At 48.5% G+C, this 15881-nt stretch carries 18 protein-coding genes; 3 read left to right on the top strand and 15 right to left on the bottom strand.

Going from position 1 to position 15881, the window contains the following annotated elements:
• Window positions 1-181 precede the first annotated feature (181 nt).
• From F3H12_RS11850 to F3H12_RS11800, 11 genes are all read right to left on the bottom strand, one after another.
• Complete coding sequence (locus tag F3H12_RS11850) at window positions 182-916, bottom strand: zinc metalloprotease (RefSeq protein WP_340162588.1); 735 nt, start codon at window positions 914-916, stop codon at window positions 182-184.
• 23 nt (window positions 917-939) lie between these two features.
• Entirely contained in the window at window positions 940-1563 is a 624-nt protein-coding gene (locus F3H12_RS11845; protein ID WP_149679529.1) for a hypothetical protein, read from the bottom strand.
• Window positions 1564-1700: 137 nt separating this feature from the next.
• Window positions 1701-2096, bottom strand: coding sequence for a methylglyoxal synthase (locus tag F3H12_RS11840; RefSeq protein ID WP_149679528.1), 396 nt, complete (start codon window positions 2094-2096; stop codon window positions 1701-1703).
• 30 nt (window positions 2097-2126) lie between these two features.
• Complete coding sequence (minE, locus tag F3H12_RS11835) at window positions 2127-2408, bottom strand: cell division topological specificity factor MinE (protein WP_422822215.1); 282 nt, start codon at window positions 2406-2408, stop codon at window positions 2127-2129.
• 17 nt (window positions 2409-2425) lie between these two features.
• A complete protein-coding gene (gene minD / locus F3H12_RS11830; protein WP_149679526.1) occupies window positions 2426-3226 on the bottom strand; it encodes a septum site-determining protein MinD in 801 nt (266 codons plus the stop codon).
• 128 nt (window positions 3227-3354) lie between these two features.
• Entirely contained in the window at window positions 3355-4026 is a 672-nt protein-coding gene (minC, locus tag F3H12_RS11825) for a septum site-determining protein MinC (protein ID WP_149679525.1), read from the bottom strand.
• A 110-nt stretch (window positions 4027-4136) separates the two neighbouring features.
• Window positions 4137-6221, bottom strand: a complete 2085-nt coding sequence (gene mrdA / locus F3H12_RS11820; protein WP_149679524.1) for a penicillin-binding protein 2 — start codon at window positions 6219-6221, stop codon at window positions 4137-4139.
• Entirely contained in the window at window positions 6218-6739 is a 522-nt protein-coding gene (gene mreD / locus F3H12_RS11815; protein WP_149679523.1) for a rod shape-determining protein MreD, read from the bottom strand. The genes mrdA and mreD overlap by 4 nt, the downstream gene beginning before the upstream one ends.
• 2 nt (window positions 6740-6741) lie before the next feature.
• Window positions 6742-7569 (bottom strand): rod shape-determining protein MreC, encoded by an 828-nt coding sequence (gene mreC / locus F3H12_RS11810; RefSeq protein WP_149679522.1) that lies wholly within the window; start codon window positions 7567-7569, stop codon window positions 6742-6744.
• A gap of 27 nt (window positions 7570-7596) precedes the next feature.
• Window positions 7597-8619, bottom strand: coding sequence for a rod shape-determining protein (locus F3H12_RS11805; RefSeq protein ID WP_149679521.1), 1023 nt, complete (start codon window positions 8617-8619; stop codon window positions 7597-7599).
• A 94-nt stretch (window positions 8620-8713) separates the two neighbouring features.
• Window positions 8714-9325 carry a Maf family protein gene (locus F3H12_RS11800; protein ID WP_149679520.1) on the bottom strand — a complete coding sequence of 204 codons (612 nt, stop codon included), beginning with the start codon at window positions 9323-9325 and terminating at the stop codon, window positions 8714-8716.
• A 289-nt stretch (window positions 9326-9614) separates the two neighbouring features.
• Here F3H12_RS11800 and F3H12_RS11795 point away from each other — a divergent pair, with 289 nt between their 5' ends.
• Window positions 9615-10244 carry an adaptor protein MecA gene (locus F3H12_RS11795; RefSeq protein WP_149679519.1) on the top strand — a complete coding sequence of 210 codons (630 nt, stop codon included), beginning with the start codon at window positions 9615-9617 and terminating at the stop codon, window positions 10242-10244.
• Here F3H12_RS11795 and galU read toward each other — a convergent pair.
• Window positions 10241-11113, bottom strand: coding sequence for a UTP--glucose-1-phosphate uridylyltransferase GalU (gene galU / locus F3H12_RS11790; RefSeq protein WP_149679518.1), 873 nt, complete (start codon window positions 11111-11113; stop codon window positions 10241-10243). The genes F3H12_RS11795 and galU overlap by 4 nt on opposite strands.
• Window positions 11114-11378: 265 nt before the next feature.
• Here galU and F3H12_RS11785 point away from each other — a divergent pair, with 265 nt between their 5' ends.
• Together F3H12_RS11785 and F3H12_RS11780 are read left to right on the top strand one after the other, a co-directional pair.
• A complete protein-coding gene (locus F3H12_RS11785) occupies window positions 11379-11789 on the top strand; it encodes a bacteriohemerythrin (RefSeq protein WP_149679517.1) in 411 nt (136 codons plus the stop codon).
• A gap of 236 nt (window positions 11790-12025) precedes the next feature.
• The gene (locus F3H12_RS11780; RefSeq protein WP_149679516.1) at window positions 12026-12439 is read left to right on the top strand and encodes a bacteriohemerythrin; all 414 of its coding nucleotides are present in this window, start codon (window positions 12026-12028) and stop codon (window positions 12437-12439) included.
• A 50-nt stretch (window positions 12440-12489) separates the two neighbouring features.
• On the opposite strand, the gene F3H12_RS11775 is transcribed toward F3H12_RS11780, so the two are convergent.
• From F3H12_RS11775 to F3H12_RS11765, 3 genes are all read right to left on the bottom strand, one after another.
• Window positions 12490-12759 carry an aspartyl-phosphate phosphatase Spo0E family protein gene (locus F3H12_RS11775; RefSeq protein WP_149679515.1) on the bottom strand — a complete coding sequence of 90 codons (270 nt, stop codon included), beginning with the start codon at window positions 12757-12759 and terminating at the stop codon, window positions 12490-12492.
• 306 nt (window positions 12760-13065) lie between these two features.
• A complete protein-coding gene (locus tag F3H12_RS11770) occupies window positions 13066-14760 on the bottom strand; it encodes an RNA-binding domain-containing protein (protein WP_003514257.1) in 1695 nt (564 codons plus the stop codon).
• A gap of 379 nt (window positions 14761-15139) precedes the next feature.
• Window positions 15140-15694: a plasmid pRiA4b ORF-3 family protein gene (locus F3H12_RS11765; protein ID WP_023062414.1), complete on the bottom strand. Its 555-nt coding sequence runs from the start codon at window positions 15692-15694 to the stop codon at window positions 15140-15142.
• Window positions 15695-15881 lie beyond the last annotated feature (187 nt).

Raw genomic sequence — 15881 nt, 5'->3', positions numbered from 1 at the left:
ACTCCTTCCTCTAAATGGTTTGTTGTGTATAATCCCATTTTATCAAAGAAGGATGTCTCTTGTTTATTTTTTTCCTACAACAATTTTACACTATGGACTGCCATCCCCACGCTTTACCGGCATGGTACAGGAAACGGCTTATTCTGGCTTAATCGGTAAAGGCTGCCGCAACAATGCAGGTCTAGGTAAGGATATTCCTGACGGATTCCCGTGCGCCGTGGTGCTGAAGGGCCCTGAGGATTTGCTGTTCCGTAACGCGGCCTGTAATCTCCATGGCGCTGTTAAGCACATAAATGATATGGAACCGGTCATAATCCAACTTCTGGACAATCTCCCCCAGACTGCAGTCCTCCATGGCCACAAGATGCCTTGCCGGATAGATCTTTTTCTTCAGGATTCTCTGTCTTCTGTTGAAAAGGCTGTGAAGTCTTATCATGCTCATCGTCTCCTCCAGGGGTTTCCGACCCGGCAGAACGGCCAGCGCAATGATCAACAGGCTTGGGTTGCCAAACCACACCAGTTGAAGGATTCCCAGAATGAAAAACATGCTCCTGAATGCCGCAGACAGTACCCCCAGGAGCCTCAGGGTTTTACTGCTGCCCACGCTCCCGTAAAGGACAAGCAACAGGATCTGCCCCCCGTCAAGGGGGTGGATGGGGATCAGGTTAAGCAGGCCAATAGCCAGGTTGGCTTCAAAGAGGAACCGGCCAAAGCCCTGGCTGCAGGCAAAAATAGCTGCTGCCAGCAGATTGCCTGCGGGTCCGCTCAGGTAAACCCAAACAAGCTTCTGCGGGCTTTCATGCCTTCCCCGGAGGGCAGCCCGCAGCCCGCCCGGCAGGATTCTGAGCCGTACCAGCGACATGCCCAAAAGCCGCGCTGCCAGTGCATGCATCAGCTCATGGAAAAGGATGGCCAGGACGGCTGCCGCTATCCTTTCAGTCAGGGAGATCCCCCCAGGGTCTGCACAAGCTGGCTGAACACGGTTTTGACGTCCTCATACAGGCTTTGGGGATCGATATGGGTTTCAACGACGTGTTTGCGGACAACATCCAGGGCTCCCTGCATATCTGCCCGCCCCTGCATCAGAACAATGATGCCCAGTATGGCAAAACAGGCCAGGCATTGCTTGATGAGCTTAATGGCCATCAGTGTCGCCCTGTTGTCCTCAACTTGTGCCTGATAACCTGAATGGCTCCTGTATGGAGAAGCATACGGCAGGTTTCTGTGTCCTCGCCGCGCATACAGTTTCCTGTACAGGTCAAGATTTCTTCCCCGGGACGCCGGCCGGGCTTCGGAAAGGCTTTCCCGCCCACCTGAAGGGGGAGCCGGCTTTGGATATTCCTGCGGCGGCTTAATCAATTCATCCTGATCCAGGAGGGTATAGGCTTCCTTCTCCCACCAGGGAACCTGTGATTCCTGCCGGGTTGCCGGTTCATCCTGGACAAAACGTGGCAGGCTGCTGCCGGACAAATTTTCATCCCCGCTGTCTTCAGGGGGCGAAAACCTTCTTTTCTGGATATAGCTGCGGTATTTTTCCAATTCACCGGTTTCGGCCGCTGCCATAACGTTTCATCCTCCTGGCAAGGTTTATCTGGTCAATCATATGCCATTTTCCCGGAGATATGCTCACGGCATGAAACCGGAATTTCAGGGGATCAAAAAAGCTGCCGTTTTCGGCAGCTTGGACATGCACCTGTTGCTTATCTTTTGTCCACCAGTTCCCTCCAGGCAAAATCGCCGCGCTGGAGTCCGTTGATCAAGACCTCGGCCGTGGCCAGGTTTGTGGCGATGGGAATATTGTTCCTGTCACAACAGGACCATAATTCCATGAGGGTATCATTTTTGACGATCTCGTCGGGGTCGGCAAAATAGATCACCAGATCCATCTCGTTGTAGGCAATCCTGGCGATGATCTGCTGTTCCCCGAGTTTTCCAAAATCCAGCGTAAAGACGTCCAAATCGGTGGATTCGGAAATAATAGCCCCCGTGCGTCCTGTAGCATACAGGTTATGCTTGGACAAAACATGTTTGTACGCTATGCAGAAAGCTTCCATCAGCTCTTTTTTATTGTCATGGGCGATGAGGGCTATGTTCATATCAACCTCCGTTAGCAGACTGGAAATCTCTTACCTGCCGGCGTTTTTCATGCCTTTGATGGGAATATTGGCAACGAGGGCCGGCACCACTCTCTCACCATCTTCGCTGTTGGTCTTGGTCAGCTGGATATCCAGGGAATCCTCGTCGATCTCCATATAATTCTGAATGACCTTGATGATTTCACTCTTCACCATCTCAAGAAACTGGGGTGATACATTGGAACGATCATGGATCAGAACCAGTTTCAGACGCTCTTTTGCAACATCCTTGGAGGATTGTTTTTTCAACCCCAGCAATTTCAGCAAGTCCATCATAAGATTTTCCTCCCTTAAGCAGGTTTTATACCAAACAACTTCTTCATTTTGGCAAGAAGCCCCTCTGAAACATTCAGATCCATTAAGGGAACATTTTCTCCCAGGACGCGTTTGGTAATGTTGCGATAAGCCTGACCTGCCAGGGATTTCTGATCGGTGACTGCAGGTTCGCCCCTGTTGGTGGAGATGATAATGTTTTCGTCGTCGGGGACAACCCCAATCAACTCTATGGCAAGAATATCGATGATATCGTCTATGGACATCATGTCGCCGCGCTTGACCATATCCTGTCTCACACGGTTGATCAGAAGCTTCGGGTTGCGAATCTCGTTGGCTTCCAGAAGCCCGATGATGCGATCGGCATCACGGACGGCCGAAACCTCCGGTGTCGTGACTACAATCGATTTGTCCGCTCCGGCTATGGCGTTTTTGAAGCCTTGTTCGATGCCGGCAGGGCAATCTATCAGGATAAAGTCAAATTCATTCCGGAGTTCGTCGCAAAGCTTGACCATCTGCGCAGGGGTCACGGCGTTTTTGTCACGGGTTTGCGCAGCCGGCAGCAGGTACAGCCCGTCATACCGCTTGTCCTTGATGAGGGCTTGCTTCAGGCGGCAGGCACCTTCCACCACGTCCACAAGATCATATACTATCCTGTTTTCCAACCCCATGACGACATCCAGGTTGCGGAGGCCGATGTCGGTGTCGACCAGGACCACTTTCTTGCCAAGAAGCGCCAGTCCTGTTCCTATGTTGGCAGTAGTTGTGGTTTTTCCCACGCCGCCCTTGCCGGAAGTAATGACGATAACTTCACTCATATGTACACTCCTTCAGCATTGATAGAATCTTACCTGTATTGCACTGAAAATGCTTTTATAAACCGAGCACCGGCAGCAGTTTTTTGCTGGTTATCATAATTTTATCGTATCTTTTTTTACTTTAAAAGTCAACGATGGGTATAAGCCGGCTCTACGATGATGACACCATCCTTCACCGTGGCAATTTCAGGCGAAAGGACGCGGTCATCGGCATCATCGGGACAGCGGGCGATGGCCTCCGCGATGCGGATCTGCGTCGGTTTTAGGGAAAGGGCGTAGATAAACGCTTCCCGGTTCCCGCCTGCCCCGGCATGAACCAGGCCCCTGAGCGTTCCGAGCACAATGACGTTTCCTGAAGCGATAATTTCGGCGCCGGGATTCACATCGCCGATCACCACCACGCTGCCGTCAAATTCGATTCGCGTGCCGCTTCGGAGGGTGCTCCTGACAAACTTGCAGTTGTCCTCGCTCAGATCATGGCTGAAATGCTTGCGGAATACGGCAGCCGGTGCGGCCGGAGCATCGTTTCTCGGCTGTGCGCTGTCGTCCTCCCATGAAAAGCTTTCGATGATTGCACCGCTTTTTTCGTCCAGCACGGATCTGAGCCTGGCCTCGTCCTTTTCCGACAGCTGCGGGCCCCTGTAGACCACCTTGATCCTGGCTCCCTTAAAGAAGCGTGCCGCAGCGCTTACCTTAGCCTCGGTCTCACTGATGATCTGCTCCGGGGTATACCCCTCTGGAATCACGATGATGAGTCCTTCGGAATTCCCCTTGAATACGATGCCTCTTCCTTCGTCCATTTTGAAAACCCCTCTATCAGTTAAATTGAAATCAATTCATGCTCCCTGCGGGTCGGTTGATGTCCCGTCTTTACGGACGCCTGCCGGGTTCTTTGGGATTGCCGAAACGCTTACCAGATTATCTCAATGGTCTGGGCATGAGTGGTTTTCTCCGCCTCATTGAGCTTGAAATAGGCCATCATGATATCCTTGGCGATGGGCGCCGTCCAGGATCCCCACACGCCGTGCTCCACCACGACGACGATGGCGATCTGCGGATCATCATAGGGCGCATAGCATACAAACAGACCGTTGGATGATTCTTTCCTGTCTTCCCGTCCGGTCTCGGAGGTTCCGGTCTTTCCGGCCACCGTGAACGGGAAGTCCCTGAATACGCTGGCTGCCGTACCGTCGTTCCGGTGGGTAACCGCCACCATGCCCGCCTTGACCGCTTCAATGGTGGAGGGCTTGACAGGGATCTCGTAGTAATCATTGGGTGCCTCGTAAACGATCTTCCCTTCCGGCGATACCGCCATCTTGATCAGATGGGGTGTATAGCGCTTTCCGCCATTGGCGATGGAAGCGATATAATTAACCAGTTGGACGGGCGTAAAGGAATTATACAGCTGGCCGATGGCGGCCATGGCCGTATTGGCCGGGTACCAGTCCTCATTGAGGTAAGTTTTCTTGTATTCCTTGGAGGCGATCCTGCCGATGGATTCGCTGATCTCAATGCCCGTGTTCTGAGCCAGACCAAACTCCTTGGCCCATTTCACGATATTGTCGATTCCGGTCATGACGCCCACCTTGTAGAAAAACATGTTGCTGGATGTGGCCAGGGCCTTGGTCAGGGCAATATGGCCCTGATGCCCCTCCAGGTTGGTGAACGGCATCCCGCCGACCTCTTCCTTATAGGGACAGTAGATAAGGGTATTGGGCGTGATGGTGCCGCTTTCCAGAGCGGCTATGGCCACCAGGGGCTTATAGGTGGATCCGGGTGCATAGGTTCCCTGGGTCGCCCGGTTCCACATGGGATAACCGGCCTGCTCCAGTATGGCGGCCTTGGCGTCATTGTCGTCTGTCAGGAAGACGGCAGGGTCATAATCGGGATAGCTGACCATGGCCAGGATCTCGCCCGACTTGACATCCATGACCACCACGGCCCCCGCGTTGGCATCCCCGTGATTCTTCTTGTCGGGTTTCTTACGGATGACCTCTATGTTTCGCTTGAGGGATTCCAATGCCACCTTTTGCAGTTCCAGGTCGATGGTGAGGTACACCTTGTTTCCGGGAACCGGCGGACGCTCTATGGTAAAGGCGGTGGTCCTGCCGCTTTCGTCCACTTCCTTGGAGATGAGGCCGCTCACACCCCTGAGCAGGGGTTCGGCAGCGCTCTCAATACCCATAATGCCGACAATGTCCGACTGGGTATAGTATTTATCCGGGTACTCCTTTGAAAGCTTTTCATATTGCTCCTGGGAAATATATCCTACATAGCCCAGCACATGGGATACCAGTTCGGCGTTGTAGTAGACCCTGTAGGGTTTGACAAAGGTGGAAAAGCCCCTGAAATAGCTGCTTCTTTCCTCTATCTCGGCCATGGCCAGTGCCGGGATATCATCGGCGATGATCAGGGGATTCTGGATGGTCGGACGGTTGACCAGCACCTCGTACCTGAGCTTCATGATTTTGAAGGCTTCCTCGTCGGTATAGGACGGATCGATGGCAAAGGTCTTGTCCCGCATGTAGCGGAAGACCTGATCGGCCGTGATCAGATACTGGGCGTCCTCCTTATTCACGACGATGGTGCTGATAAAGCTTTCGGTTTTGTCGGTCTTGAACCGCACCGGATTGATATCGATATAGTCGGTAAGCCTGCTCTTGAAGCTTCTCCCGTTTTTCTCCAGCAACGATATCAGATCCAGGAACATCGCATTCTTGTCCTGGGGCGTCATGTCCACATCCACATACTGGACGCAGTAACCCATACGGCTTCCGGCAATGGGAATACCGTTTCTGTCGAAAATATCGCCGCGCTTGGGATAGATATATCCCTGGGTGGATATGCGGCTGATGGATTGCTCCATGTAATAAGCCCCGTTGACCAGTTGGATGTTGGCAAGATTGTAGACAATAACGACAGAAATGGCCAGAATGAAAACAACCAGCACGATGTAGCGGTCCAATCCCTTGTGCTTTTTTTCCTCGTTGCTCATGACGCCAATCTGTTCCTCTTTCTATCAAGTGTGTCAAGTATATTATATACTTTCCCGACAGGCTTAAAAAGCGGCAAAATCAGTATGCTGTTCAATGCGGCTTCGGGCAGCACAACCGTTGTGAAAAGGTAAGGGATGTGCTCGTAGCCGCGAAAGAGGAAAATGATCAACATGAACGATGTCTCAACCACAATGGACGACAAAAATCCGAACCCCATCAGGACAAGCAGTTTGTCACGATACATCTTTTCATTGACCAGAGATATGAGGATGCACAGCAAAAGAAGGAGCAGGGCATACCAGCCGAGGGTCTTACCCATCAGGATGTCCATGGTCAGGCCGAGGCTGAACCCCATAATGGCGCTCTCCAGCAATCCCCGCAGCAGGGCGATGACCACCGCCAGGGCAATGATGATGTTGGGCCTGACCGAAAACACCTCCAGATAGCCCATGACAGTGCTTTGCAGCACAGCGGCAGCCATGACCAGGAAGACTGCCGCAAGAATTCTGTATCGCATATTTACGGTTTCTCCTTCAGCACAATGACCTCTTCAAGCCTTTTAAAATCCACCACGGGAGCGATGATGGCGTATGAATCAAACTGGCCTTCGTTCCGGATCACTTCCTTCACCTGGCCGATAATGATGCCCTTGGGGTAAATCCCGCCCAGTCCGGATGTTTCAACAATGTCCCCCGGTATGATATCCACGTCGGGCGATATGTAATCCATGCGGCAAAGGCCGCTGCTCCTCAGGGATGCATCACCCCGAACGATCATCACGTCCCGCGATCTGGAAAGTCGGGCCGCCACGGTACTGTCCATATCAATGATGGAAACCACCTTCGAGGTAAACAGATCAACCTCCGAGACCCTTCCCACCAGGCCGTAGGCTGTGATCACGGGAGCGTTGAGCTCGATGCCGTCCTTGCTTCCCCGGTTGATGGTAAAGACCTCAAACCAGTTTCCCGGGTCCTTGGCAATAATGGTGCAGCCGATGGGCTCGAAGGACTCCATCTGGTTCAGGAAATTCAGTGCATCCCTGAGCTCCTTGTTCTCCCGCTTAAGGCGTTCCAGCTCCCGGTTTTCCTTTTCAAGCTCACTGATCCTGCGCAGCAGCTCCTCGTTTTCGGCCTTCGTGATCCTGACATCCTTGAAGTAGTCAAATATGTCGGCAACTCTCTTGGACATGAAGGAAATAACGCTTTGCAGGGGCGAAATGGGAACACTGATGATATTGCCCAAAGCCCTGATGCCGCTCCCCTCCCTGGAGGAAGCGACTGCCAGGGCAAGGATGACAACGACCACCAGCGCAACAATAAAGATCTTGCTCTTCAGCAGTCTGCGCAATTCTCAGAATACCCCCTTGGCGTTATCTCATCGGATCTTTCTGGATGACAGAAGCACGCTGCTTAAGGTATCTATCTCCTCCAGTACTTTACCCGTACCCAGCACAACGCAGTCCAGGGGATTCTCGGCCACAAAGACAGGGATGCCGGTTTCCTTGCTGATCAGCTTGTCCAGCCCTCTTAACAGGGCGCCGCCACCAGTGAGCATGATGCCTCTTTCCATGATATCCGCTGCCAGTTCCGGCGGTGTTTTTTCCAGGGTAAACCGGATGGAATCCACCACGGCGTTCACAGGCTCCCTCAGGGCTTCCCGGATCTCCTCGGAGGAGATGTTCAGGTCCTTGGGAAGGCCGGTCACCAAATCCCGGCCGCTGATAGTATAGACCTCTTCCTGTTCCAGCGGATAGGCCGAGCCGATCTTGATCTTGATGGCCTCGGTGGTTCTTTCGCCGACCATCAGGTTGTATTCCTTCTTGATATAGTGAATGATGGCATCGTCAAACTCATCGCCGGCAATCCTCAGGGAGCGGCTGACGACAATGCCGCCCAGGGAGATGACCGCTACTTCGCTGGTACCACCACCGATATCCACCACCATGCTGCCGGAGGGCTCTGCCACGGGAAGACCAGCGCCAATGGCCGATGCCATGGGCTCCTCGATCAGGAAGGCTTCCTTGGCGCCGGCGGACAGGGCTGAATCAACAACCGCACGCTTCTCCACCTCGGTAACCCCGGAGGGCACGCAGATGATGATCCGCGGTTTCTTGAGAATGCTGCTGCCAAGGGCTTTCCTGATGAAATACTTCAGCATGCCCTGGGTGGTTTCAAAGTCGGCGATGACGCCATCCTTCAAAGGCCTGATGGCCGTGATATTGCCAGGCGTCCTGCCTATCATCTGCTTGGCTTCAAGGCCAACGGCCAGTACCTCTCCGGTATTGTTGTTAATGGCCACGACCGAAGGTTCCCGCAGGATAACGCCTTTTCCTTTCAGATAAACCAGCGTATTGGCTGTACCGAGATCGATTCCTATTTCTTTTGAAAACAACGCCATTTGCTTACTCTCCTTCTACCTTTCACATAACCCGACCATGCCGGACGGGTTATTTATCCTCTGCCTTTCGGTATTTTATCACCTGTGGAATTTTTTAAACCTGCCCTTTGAACCAGGAGAGCATTCCAATCCCCTGACGCTCCAGAAGCAGGGACAGCTTGTGGAGGGGAAGCCCGATCACATTGAAGAAGCAGCCTTCCACCCTTTCCACGATAAGGCTTCCGAAGCCCTGCGCCCCGTAAGCGCCGGCCTTGTCCAGGGATTCGCCTGTTTTGAGATAGGCCCGGATCATCTCCGGCGTCATGGGTCGTATTTTAACCCTGGTCACTTCGCTGTCCGTGATGACTTCACGGGTTCCTGCGTTGACCAGCGTCATGCCGGTAATTACCCGGTGCCATTTTCCCTGTATGGTTTCCAGCATTCTTACGGCATCTGCATAGTCTTGCGGCTTGCCGAGGATGTTTCCGTCTATTTCAACGGTGGTATCCGCTCCCAGGATCAGGTGCTCCTCACCGGGTATATCGTAAAATTTTTCAGCCACCATAAGCGCTTTGCGGCGCGACATTTCTTCGGCGTATTTCCCGGCATCGGTGTAACCGATGGAGGTTTCATCGATGTCCGCAGGGTATGCCTCAAACTCCAGTCCGATCTGCGTTAACAGGTCTTTGCGTCTGGGTGATGCAGATGCCAGAATGAGTTTAGGCATTGGATGACACTCTCCTCATGTTTGTGTTTGATTATCGTGGGTAAAAATACTCCATATCATTATACACTTTGATGCCGTTTATTGGAATACAGGAACCGGAATTCTCCGGGCCTTGTACCGGCACGGCGGAGGGCTATTATTTCCGGCGGGCTTGCCCGCAAAAGGGGTATTAATCGCGCATGATACAGGCACAATAGGTTTTGAGCATAATTTGTTACTTCTCATTTGTCGATATAATAAGTATAATATACTGTAAGTATGTCCAGAATGTTTGAAAAGGATTACTGATATGAAAATTGAAAGAGTTGGGGAAAACAAAATAAGGATTTTCGTATCCTATGATGATCTGGAAGAGCGGGACATCGATCTGGATGCATTCAATTACAACTCCCCGGAGACCCAGGAGCTCTTCTGGGATCTGATGGAGCAGGCCGAGATCGAACTGGGCTTCGACACCCAAGAATCCCAGCTTTGCATTGAAGCCGTGTCGGATACCGAGCATGGCTTTGTGATCACCATTACGAGGATCGAAGAGGACTCCGAGTTTGAGTCCATACAAAAATTCATAAAGAACAGGTACCGGAAAAAGGATCTGTCCTGCAAGAAGAGGAGCCAGAAGATCTGCTCAACCCTCGTGATTTATGCTGTGGAGGGCTTTGATGCGCTTTGCCGGCTCTGCAGCCTGATCCATCCGCTGTATACCGGCCGGAGCCGGGCATATGTCCTGGATTCCACCTATTACCTTGTGCTCTGCGGCATCGAGGGCAATGTGTCCAACCGCAAGCGTTTTGAGAGCATCCTCAGCGAGTACGCCGACAAGATGCAGAACGTGGACTTCCTGGAAGGCTACCTGAACGAATATGGCAAAAGGCTTGTATCGGACGACGCTGTTGCGTTTTTCGCAAGCATGGAGGGTTAACCCTCCTTTTCTACTATCCTCTTCAGATAGGCCTTAAACTCCTCGCGCAGATCTTCCCTCTTAAGCGCATATTCTACAGTCGCTTCCAAGAAGCCAAGCTTATTTCCCACATCATACCTGCGGCCGGAGAAGACATAGGCGTACATGGCCTCATGCCTTGAAAGCTCCTTCAATGCGTCTGTCAGCTGGATTTCGTCGCCCTTGCCGGGTTTTGCGTTCTCAAGGAACTTAAAGATCGCCGGAGAGATGATGTACCTGCCCAGTATGGCGATATCCGACGGCGCCGATTCCACATCGGGCTTTTCAATCAGATCCTTCACCTTGTAGACGCGGTCATCCACCAGTTTGCCGGCCACGATGCCATACTTGTTCACCTCGCCGGGATCCACGTGCTGGACGCCCAGGATGGTCGTCTTGTATTCATTGTAAACATCGATGAGCTGTTTGAGGCAGGGCACCTCGGAATCCACGATATCGTCGCCCAGCATGACGGCAAAGGGTTCGTCGCCAATAAAGGACTTGGCGCAATAGATGGCATGCCCCAGTCCTCTGGGCTCCTTTTGCCTGATGTAATGTATATCCACAAGATTGGCTATATCCCTAACCTGCTGCAAAAGTTCCTCCTGGTGCTTGTTCTTGAGGACTTCCTCCAGTTCGAAGGAACGGTCGAAATGGTCCTCAATGGCGCGCTTGCCGCGGCCCGTGATGATAAGGATATCCTCAATACCGGATGCGATGGCCTCTTCAATGATGAACTGGATGGTCGGTTTGTCGACGATGGGCAGCATTTCCTTGGGCTGAGCCTTGGTGGCCGGCAGGAATCGGGTTCCCAGCCCGGCTGCAGGAATGATAGCCTTTCTTACTTTCATCTTAAGACTTCCTTTCCGACATTATCTTTTATCCGGTAGCCTTATGCGGCGGAACAGATTCATTATATCATATTTTGGCAAAAATATGAGACTGCCGTCAGCTATTCCCGGCAAAAAACGCATAACAGGTTTTCGACCTTCAGAGGAAATCCGGCTTTCAGACCTCTGTTTTCATCTCATATTAACTTTCAGGGAATTCCCTATGTTACATCTGAACCGCGCTGTGGTATATATCCTACCGAATATGTGCAGGGGGGTTGGTGTTATGGCATTTGAATGGAAGGAAAGGTACATGCTTCAGATTGAGGAGATAGACAAGCAGCACAAAAGGCTCTTTGAGATCGGCGCCCGCGTATACGATCTCACCCTGATGGACAGCGCCTATGACAGGTATGACGAGATCATGACTGTCATTCAGGAACTGCTGGATTATACCCAGTACCATTTCAAATACGAGGAGGAAATGCTGGAAAAGCACAATTACCAGCGTCTGCCCGTCCATATCAAGGAGCACAACTATTTTGTTGCCAAGATCAAGAGCCTGCTTGCAAGGGATATCGATGAGGATCAGATGTCGACATTGCAGGAAATCGTCAATTTCCTGTCCGAGTGGATCAGCACCCATATCACCTTTGAGGATCGCCGGTACGCGGATGTAATAAAAGCGAACCTTTAGCACAAAGCCCATGGGTGGAAGCAGGAAGTCGGATGTTGGGTGCGGCATTTTTCAGAGCATCCGGCGTCCAACCTCCTACTTTCAAATACGAGATTGCCGCGCTGCGCTCCGCTAAACCCGCAATGGCGTACATCGATCAAACAGAAGCATGGCGGGGAGCGTGGCGCCGATGCAATCTCATAGCCGCATGACCAAGGTATCAGGTATCATCCTGCGTAATAGAGGAGGTAAACGTTATGGCTTTCGAATGGAAGGAACGCTACCGGCTGGGTATTGAAGAGGTGGACAAACAGCATAGAAAGCTTTTCGAAATAGGTGCCCGGGCCTATGAGCTGGCACTGCTGGACAATGCCTTTGATCGCTATGACGACATCATGGCAGTCCTGCAGGAACTTCTGGATTACGCCCAGTACCATTTCAGTTATGAAGAAGATTTCATGCGAAAGCACAATTTTGAGGATCTGCCCAATCACACCAAGGAACACAACTACTTTGTGGCCAAGGTAAAAAGTCTCCTGGCCAGGGAAAGGGAAATTGACGAGGAGCAGGAGCAGACCCTCCAGGAGATCGCCGACTTCCTGTCCGAATGGGTGAGCACCCACATCATGTTTGTGGACCGTAAATACACCACCCTGTTTCCGAAGTCCTGACAGAAATCAATAAAGGAGTCATCCAATGAGGCATGACTCCTTTTTTTGTCTCAATAACAGTTTGGGAGATGCGCGCGGTGCTCTTCCGCGTCCTTATGCCAAATCCTCAACGATGCCAGCTCGTTGAGCAGATGGTTCACAATCAGTTCGTCCAGCCTTTGGCTCAGTTCCAGCGTCTCCTTGTTGTTCAGCTTCTCAAAGTTTTGCGTGACTTTCAGGTTCAGCTCGGTTTTCAGTTTCTCTATTTCCTGGGGCAAACATTGCAAATCATCACTGTTCAATTCTTTCGGTTCCTTCACCAGCAAACCTGCACCCACCATTTTGTAACCCCCTTCACAACTTATACATTTCCGGTCTTCCCCTGAATGGACGCGCACAGAATGTTATTATATATCTACCCATATATACCCCGTCAACGCATAAACTTCTTGCCTGGTGGAAATTAAAACATGCCGCCCGGTGAAACGGGCTTGTACAGTGCAATCAGAAGCATTGGTCCGGGAAATAGCAAGGGAAATAAATCAAGATATCAACGGCTATCCTGGCCTTCGGCAGCGAAAACCATGTTTCCGTCAATCCTGTTTATAATTGCGACATAATAATGAATCATTTGTTTGCCTTTAGTTTTACTCATCTCTAGATAAACAATAATATGCCCCTCTACCACTACCCTTAATCTGAACACCATCCGCTTCTAACTCACGCATAAGCCTTAGTACTTGTTGCCTATCCATACCCGTCATATGTCTTACTTCTGCATTAGTAAGGTTCCTTTCCTTTAGTATGGATAATATTCTCATTTTAATAGCCTCTTTATCAAGCCTTTTATCCCTATCGTATTCTATTCCTTTTTGCAGCATCGAATAAACTTCCCGAGTCAAAGAATAGTATTTCTTTTTAACAGTACCCCCTGATTTTATAAGTTTTAAACTATTCTCCATATAACTAAGTATTTCCCTAACTTGTTCTATACTTCTCTGACATATATGAGCAGCATTATACGTGTCTATTTCCCTATGTCTAAGAAGATAGTTTAAAATAATCAAGTGGTCAACATCAACTTCAATTCCTTTAGAATTTAAATCTTTTATAAAATTTCTGAACTCTGGAACTATTGTTGATGCAATAAGGGTTAATTCGATGCATTCTCCTATTTCATTATATTGCGGGGGTTCTTTCCCTTCTATTAACAAAGACTTATAAATTCTCGGAACTCCAAGATTACTTCTATTTACGAGTCTCAGTTTATCCATTAAATCTGTAAGATGCAAATTTCTTGCTACAGGTGGGTGATGAAGTATATTACTCGGAGAAATACCTCCAATAAAATTACCTGGGTTTGTAATAATCAATTTATCTTTATAATGTTTCAGCATAACACTTCCTGGAATTCTATAATCCCTATGTATAAATGCATTAAGTAATGCTTCTCTTAATGCTATTTTAGGATATGTAGAAAATTCAGGATGTAAGAAACCAACCTCAACAATGGTTGTCGGATTTTCAGTAGCCATATATCTTTCTAATTCATATAAACCTATTGGTATTGCTGAATTTTCACCATACTTTATACTATAATCTGTGCTACTTATCATTCTTCTAAAATCCCATCTATGATTTGGGATATATTTTGAAAGTGCCTGAGTATTCCCGACAATCAATAGTCCCCCAAAGGTTAGTTTCCCATCTTTTAGCGCTCCTATGGACTTTAACAAATCCTCATCAGACATTTTTATTAATGTATCTGGAGCATGTTCTTCAGCCATTATCATTCTTACTCTTTCCATAGCAACTGGAGAGAAGCAATCTTTCCAGTATTCATCTACTAAATTTGATGTAAAGTCTGAAACTCCAGTTTTAGCAAAAAGTTCTCTTCTCATAGACCCCGTAAGTGGTCTGCAATCTTTACCTACTCTTATTGTAGCACTTCCATTTGTTTCTGTATAAGGCGGCATACCAGGATATATATTCATTACCAATATTCTTCCATGCCCTTCGGGTACTTCAATCCAATCAAATGTCGGAGTAATATGGGGGTCAGTCCTTTCGTATACTGCTTTTTGCATCAAAAATGCATCAACAATAGGAGGAACACCTATTATTGCATTTTTTCTTCCTTTAACTTTATCTCTTATCCCAAATACAACTGTTCCTCCTCCACCATTAGCCATACAAACAGCCATCTTTACTGCTAGATTTATATTATCGTTTAGACTTTTTTCTACCCACTCTTTAAAGTCTAAATCTTGTGCTTCAAAATCATCTGCAATATTTTCTTCAAGCAAATCTAGAATTTTTAAAATCTCATCTTTTGTCCTCAAGTTCTGACCTCCTCTTATGCTTACTTTTGCAATTAAATGCGACATGATGCATTTTAATTGCATCATTATCTATATTATTGCATCATTTCTATATATAATGCAATAATAAAACACAGCATTCTTCTATCATTATACTTAAAATCCTATTTTTCCCTCTATAATTTCTATTAATCTATTGATTTACTATGTTTTGGTATCACTCCTTATTCAATATCATATTTAATATTTAAAACGTGACCTGTATGATTCATTTACCCCAATAAACCATATTTTGCTTCAACTTAAATATTTGCAAAATAAAAAAATTTAATTGATGCAGACACAGATACAACAAAGAATTATGAAAACAAGTAAATAATATTAACTTTCTTATATGCTTTTACTTTATCATCTTCAACATATCATTGACTTCATCTATGCTGAATTCTTCAGGGTCGAAAGAACCCCCCACCCATTCAAGCATGGATTCATGCTCTGGATGCTGCGGGTCTTGGATTGCTTCAAGGAAATCTTCATATCCCCACGGTCCCCCTACATCTTCAGGAGGACAGTTTCTTTTACCACCGATACATACTGGATATTTAACGCCTTCTTCCGGGTCAAGCACCTTCTCAACAACAATGTCATGTCTCCAATTATCACCAAAATCGTAAACATATCTGAATTTATCCTTTGGTGCAAAGTTCATGCTGCTTAACTTTATTCTTTTTGCACTTTTAACTTCATATCTGTCGTAAAAGTCCCAGTCATCATCTTTTTCCCCAATAATCATTTCTCCCAGCCTAAACTCATAAAGGTGGGATTCAAACCATCCCATCGCATGCTGGATTATCCTGTGGAGTTTATAAAACGTAATATCGTCTCTAACCAATACCCTTCTCCAGACAGGAGGCTTTACGTCTTTTAATGTTATTTTCAACTGAAGAATTTTCATACTCTCACGGCTCCTTTTACATGTATTTATGCACTTCTATTTTATCATTTCTCTATATTCTGCAATAGTAAAACAATATTCTATTATCATTAGATCAAGTCCAATTTTTTGTGTAAAAATCCCTCTAGTTAGAACCAAGTGTTTCTATCACCACCGCTTGGCTTATTATACCGCCTCCGACCCTTTA

Origin of the sequence: Thermoclostridium caenicola, from assembly GCF_900142095.1 — a bacterium.
GTDB classification, from domain to species: domain Bacteria; phylum Bacillota; class Clostridia; order DSM-8532; family DSM-8532; genus Thermoclostridium_A; species Thermoclostridium_A caenicola.
This window is presented reverse-complemented; position numbering and strand designations above follow the sequence as displayed.

What these genes read in the sequence shown, in the direction of transcription:
- F3H12_RS11845 (WP_149679529.1), bottom strand. Translation starts at nt 1,563, where the DNA reads ATGGCAGCGGCCGAAACCGGTGAATTGGAAAAATACCGCAGCTATATC.
- F3H12_RS11840 (WP_149679528.1), bottom strand. Translation starts at nt 2,096, where the DNA reads ATGAACATAGCCCTCATCGCCCATGACAATAAAAAAGAGCTGATGGAA.
- minE (WP_422822215.1), bottom strand. Translation starts at nt 2,408, where the DNA reads ATGGACTTGCTGAAATTGCTGGGGTTGAAAAAACAATCCTCCAAGGAT.
- minD (WP_149679526.1), bottom strand. Translation starts at nt 3,226, where the DNA reads ATGAGTGAAGTTATCGTCATTACTTCCGGCAAGGGCGGCGTGGGAAAA.
- minC (WP_149679525.1), bottom strand. Translation starts at nt 4,026, where the DNA reads ATGGACGAAGGAAGAGGCATCGTATTCAAGGGGAATTCCGAAGGACTC.
- mrdA (WP_149679524.1), bottom strand. Translation starts at nt 6,221, where the DNA reads ATGAGCAACGAGGAAAAAAAGCACAAGGGATTGGACCGCTACATCGTG.
- mreD (WP_149679523.1), bottom strand. Translation starts at nt 6,739, where the DNA reads ATGCGATACAGAATTCTTGCGGCAGTCTTCCTGGTCATGGCTGCCGCT.
- F3H12_RS11805 (WP_149679521.1), bottom strand. Translation starts at nt 8,619, where the DNA reads ATGGCGTTGTTTTCAAAAGAAATAGGAATCGATCTCGGTACAGCCAAT.
- F3H12_RS11800 (WP_149679520.1), bottom strand. Translation starts at nt 9,325, where the DNA reads ATGCCTAAACTCATTCTGGCATCTGCATCACCCAGACGCAAAGACCTG.
- F3H12_RS11795 (WP_149679519.1), top strand. Translation starts at nt 9,615, where the DNA reads ATGAAAATTGAAAGAGTTGGGGAAAACAAAATAAGGATTTTCGTATCC.
- galU (WP_149679518.1), bottom strand. Translation starts at nt 11,113, where the DNA reads ATGAAAGTAAGAAAGGCTATCATTCCTGCAGCCGGGCTGGGAACCCGA.
- F3H12_RS11785 (WP_149679517.1), top strand. Translation starts at nt 11,379, where the DNA reads ATGGCATTTGAATGGAAGGAAAGGTACATGCTTCAGATTGAGGAGATA.
- F3H12_RS11780 (WP_149679516.1), top strand. Translation starts at nt 12,026, where the DNA reads ATGGCTTTCGAATGGAAGGAACGCTACCGGCTGGGTATTGAAGAGGTG.
- F3H12_RS11775 (WP_149679515.1), bottom strand. Translation starts at nt 12,759, where the DNA reads ATGGTGGGTGCAGGTTTGCTGGTGAAGGAACCGAAAGAATTGAACAGT.
- F3H12_RS11765 (WP_023062414.1), bottom strand. Translation starts at nt 15,694, where the DNA reads ATGAAAATTCTTCAGTTGAAAATAACATTAAAAGACGTAAAGCCTCCT.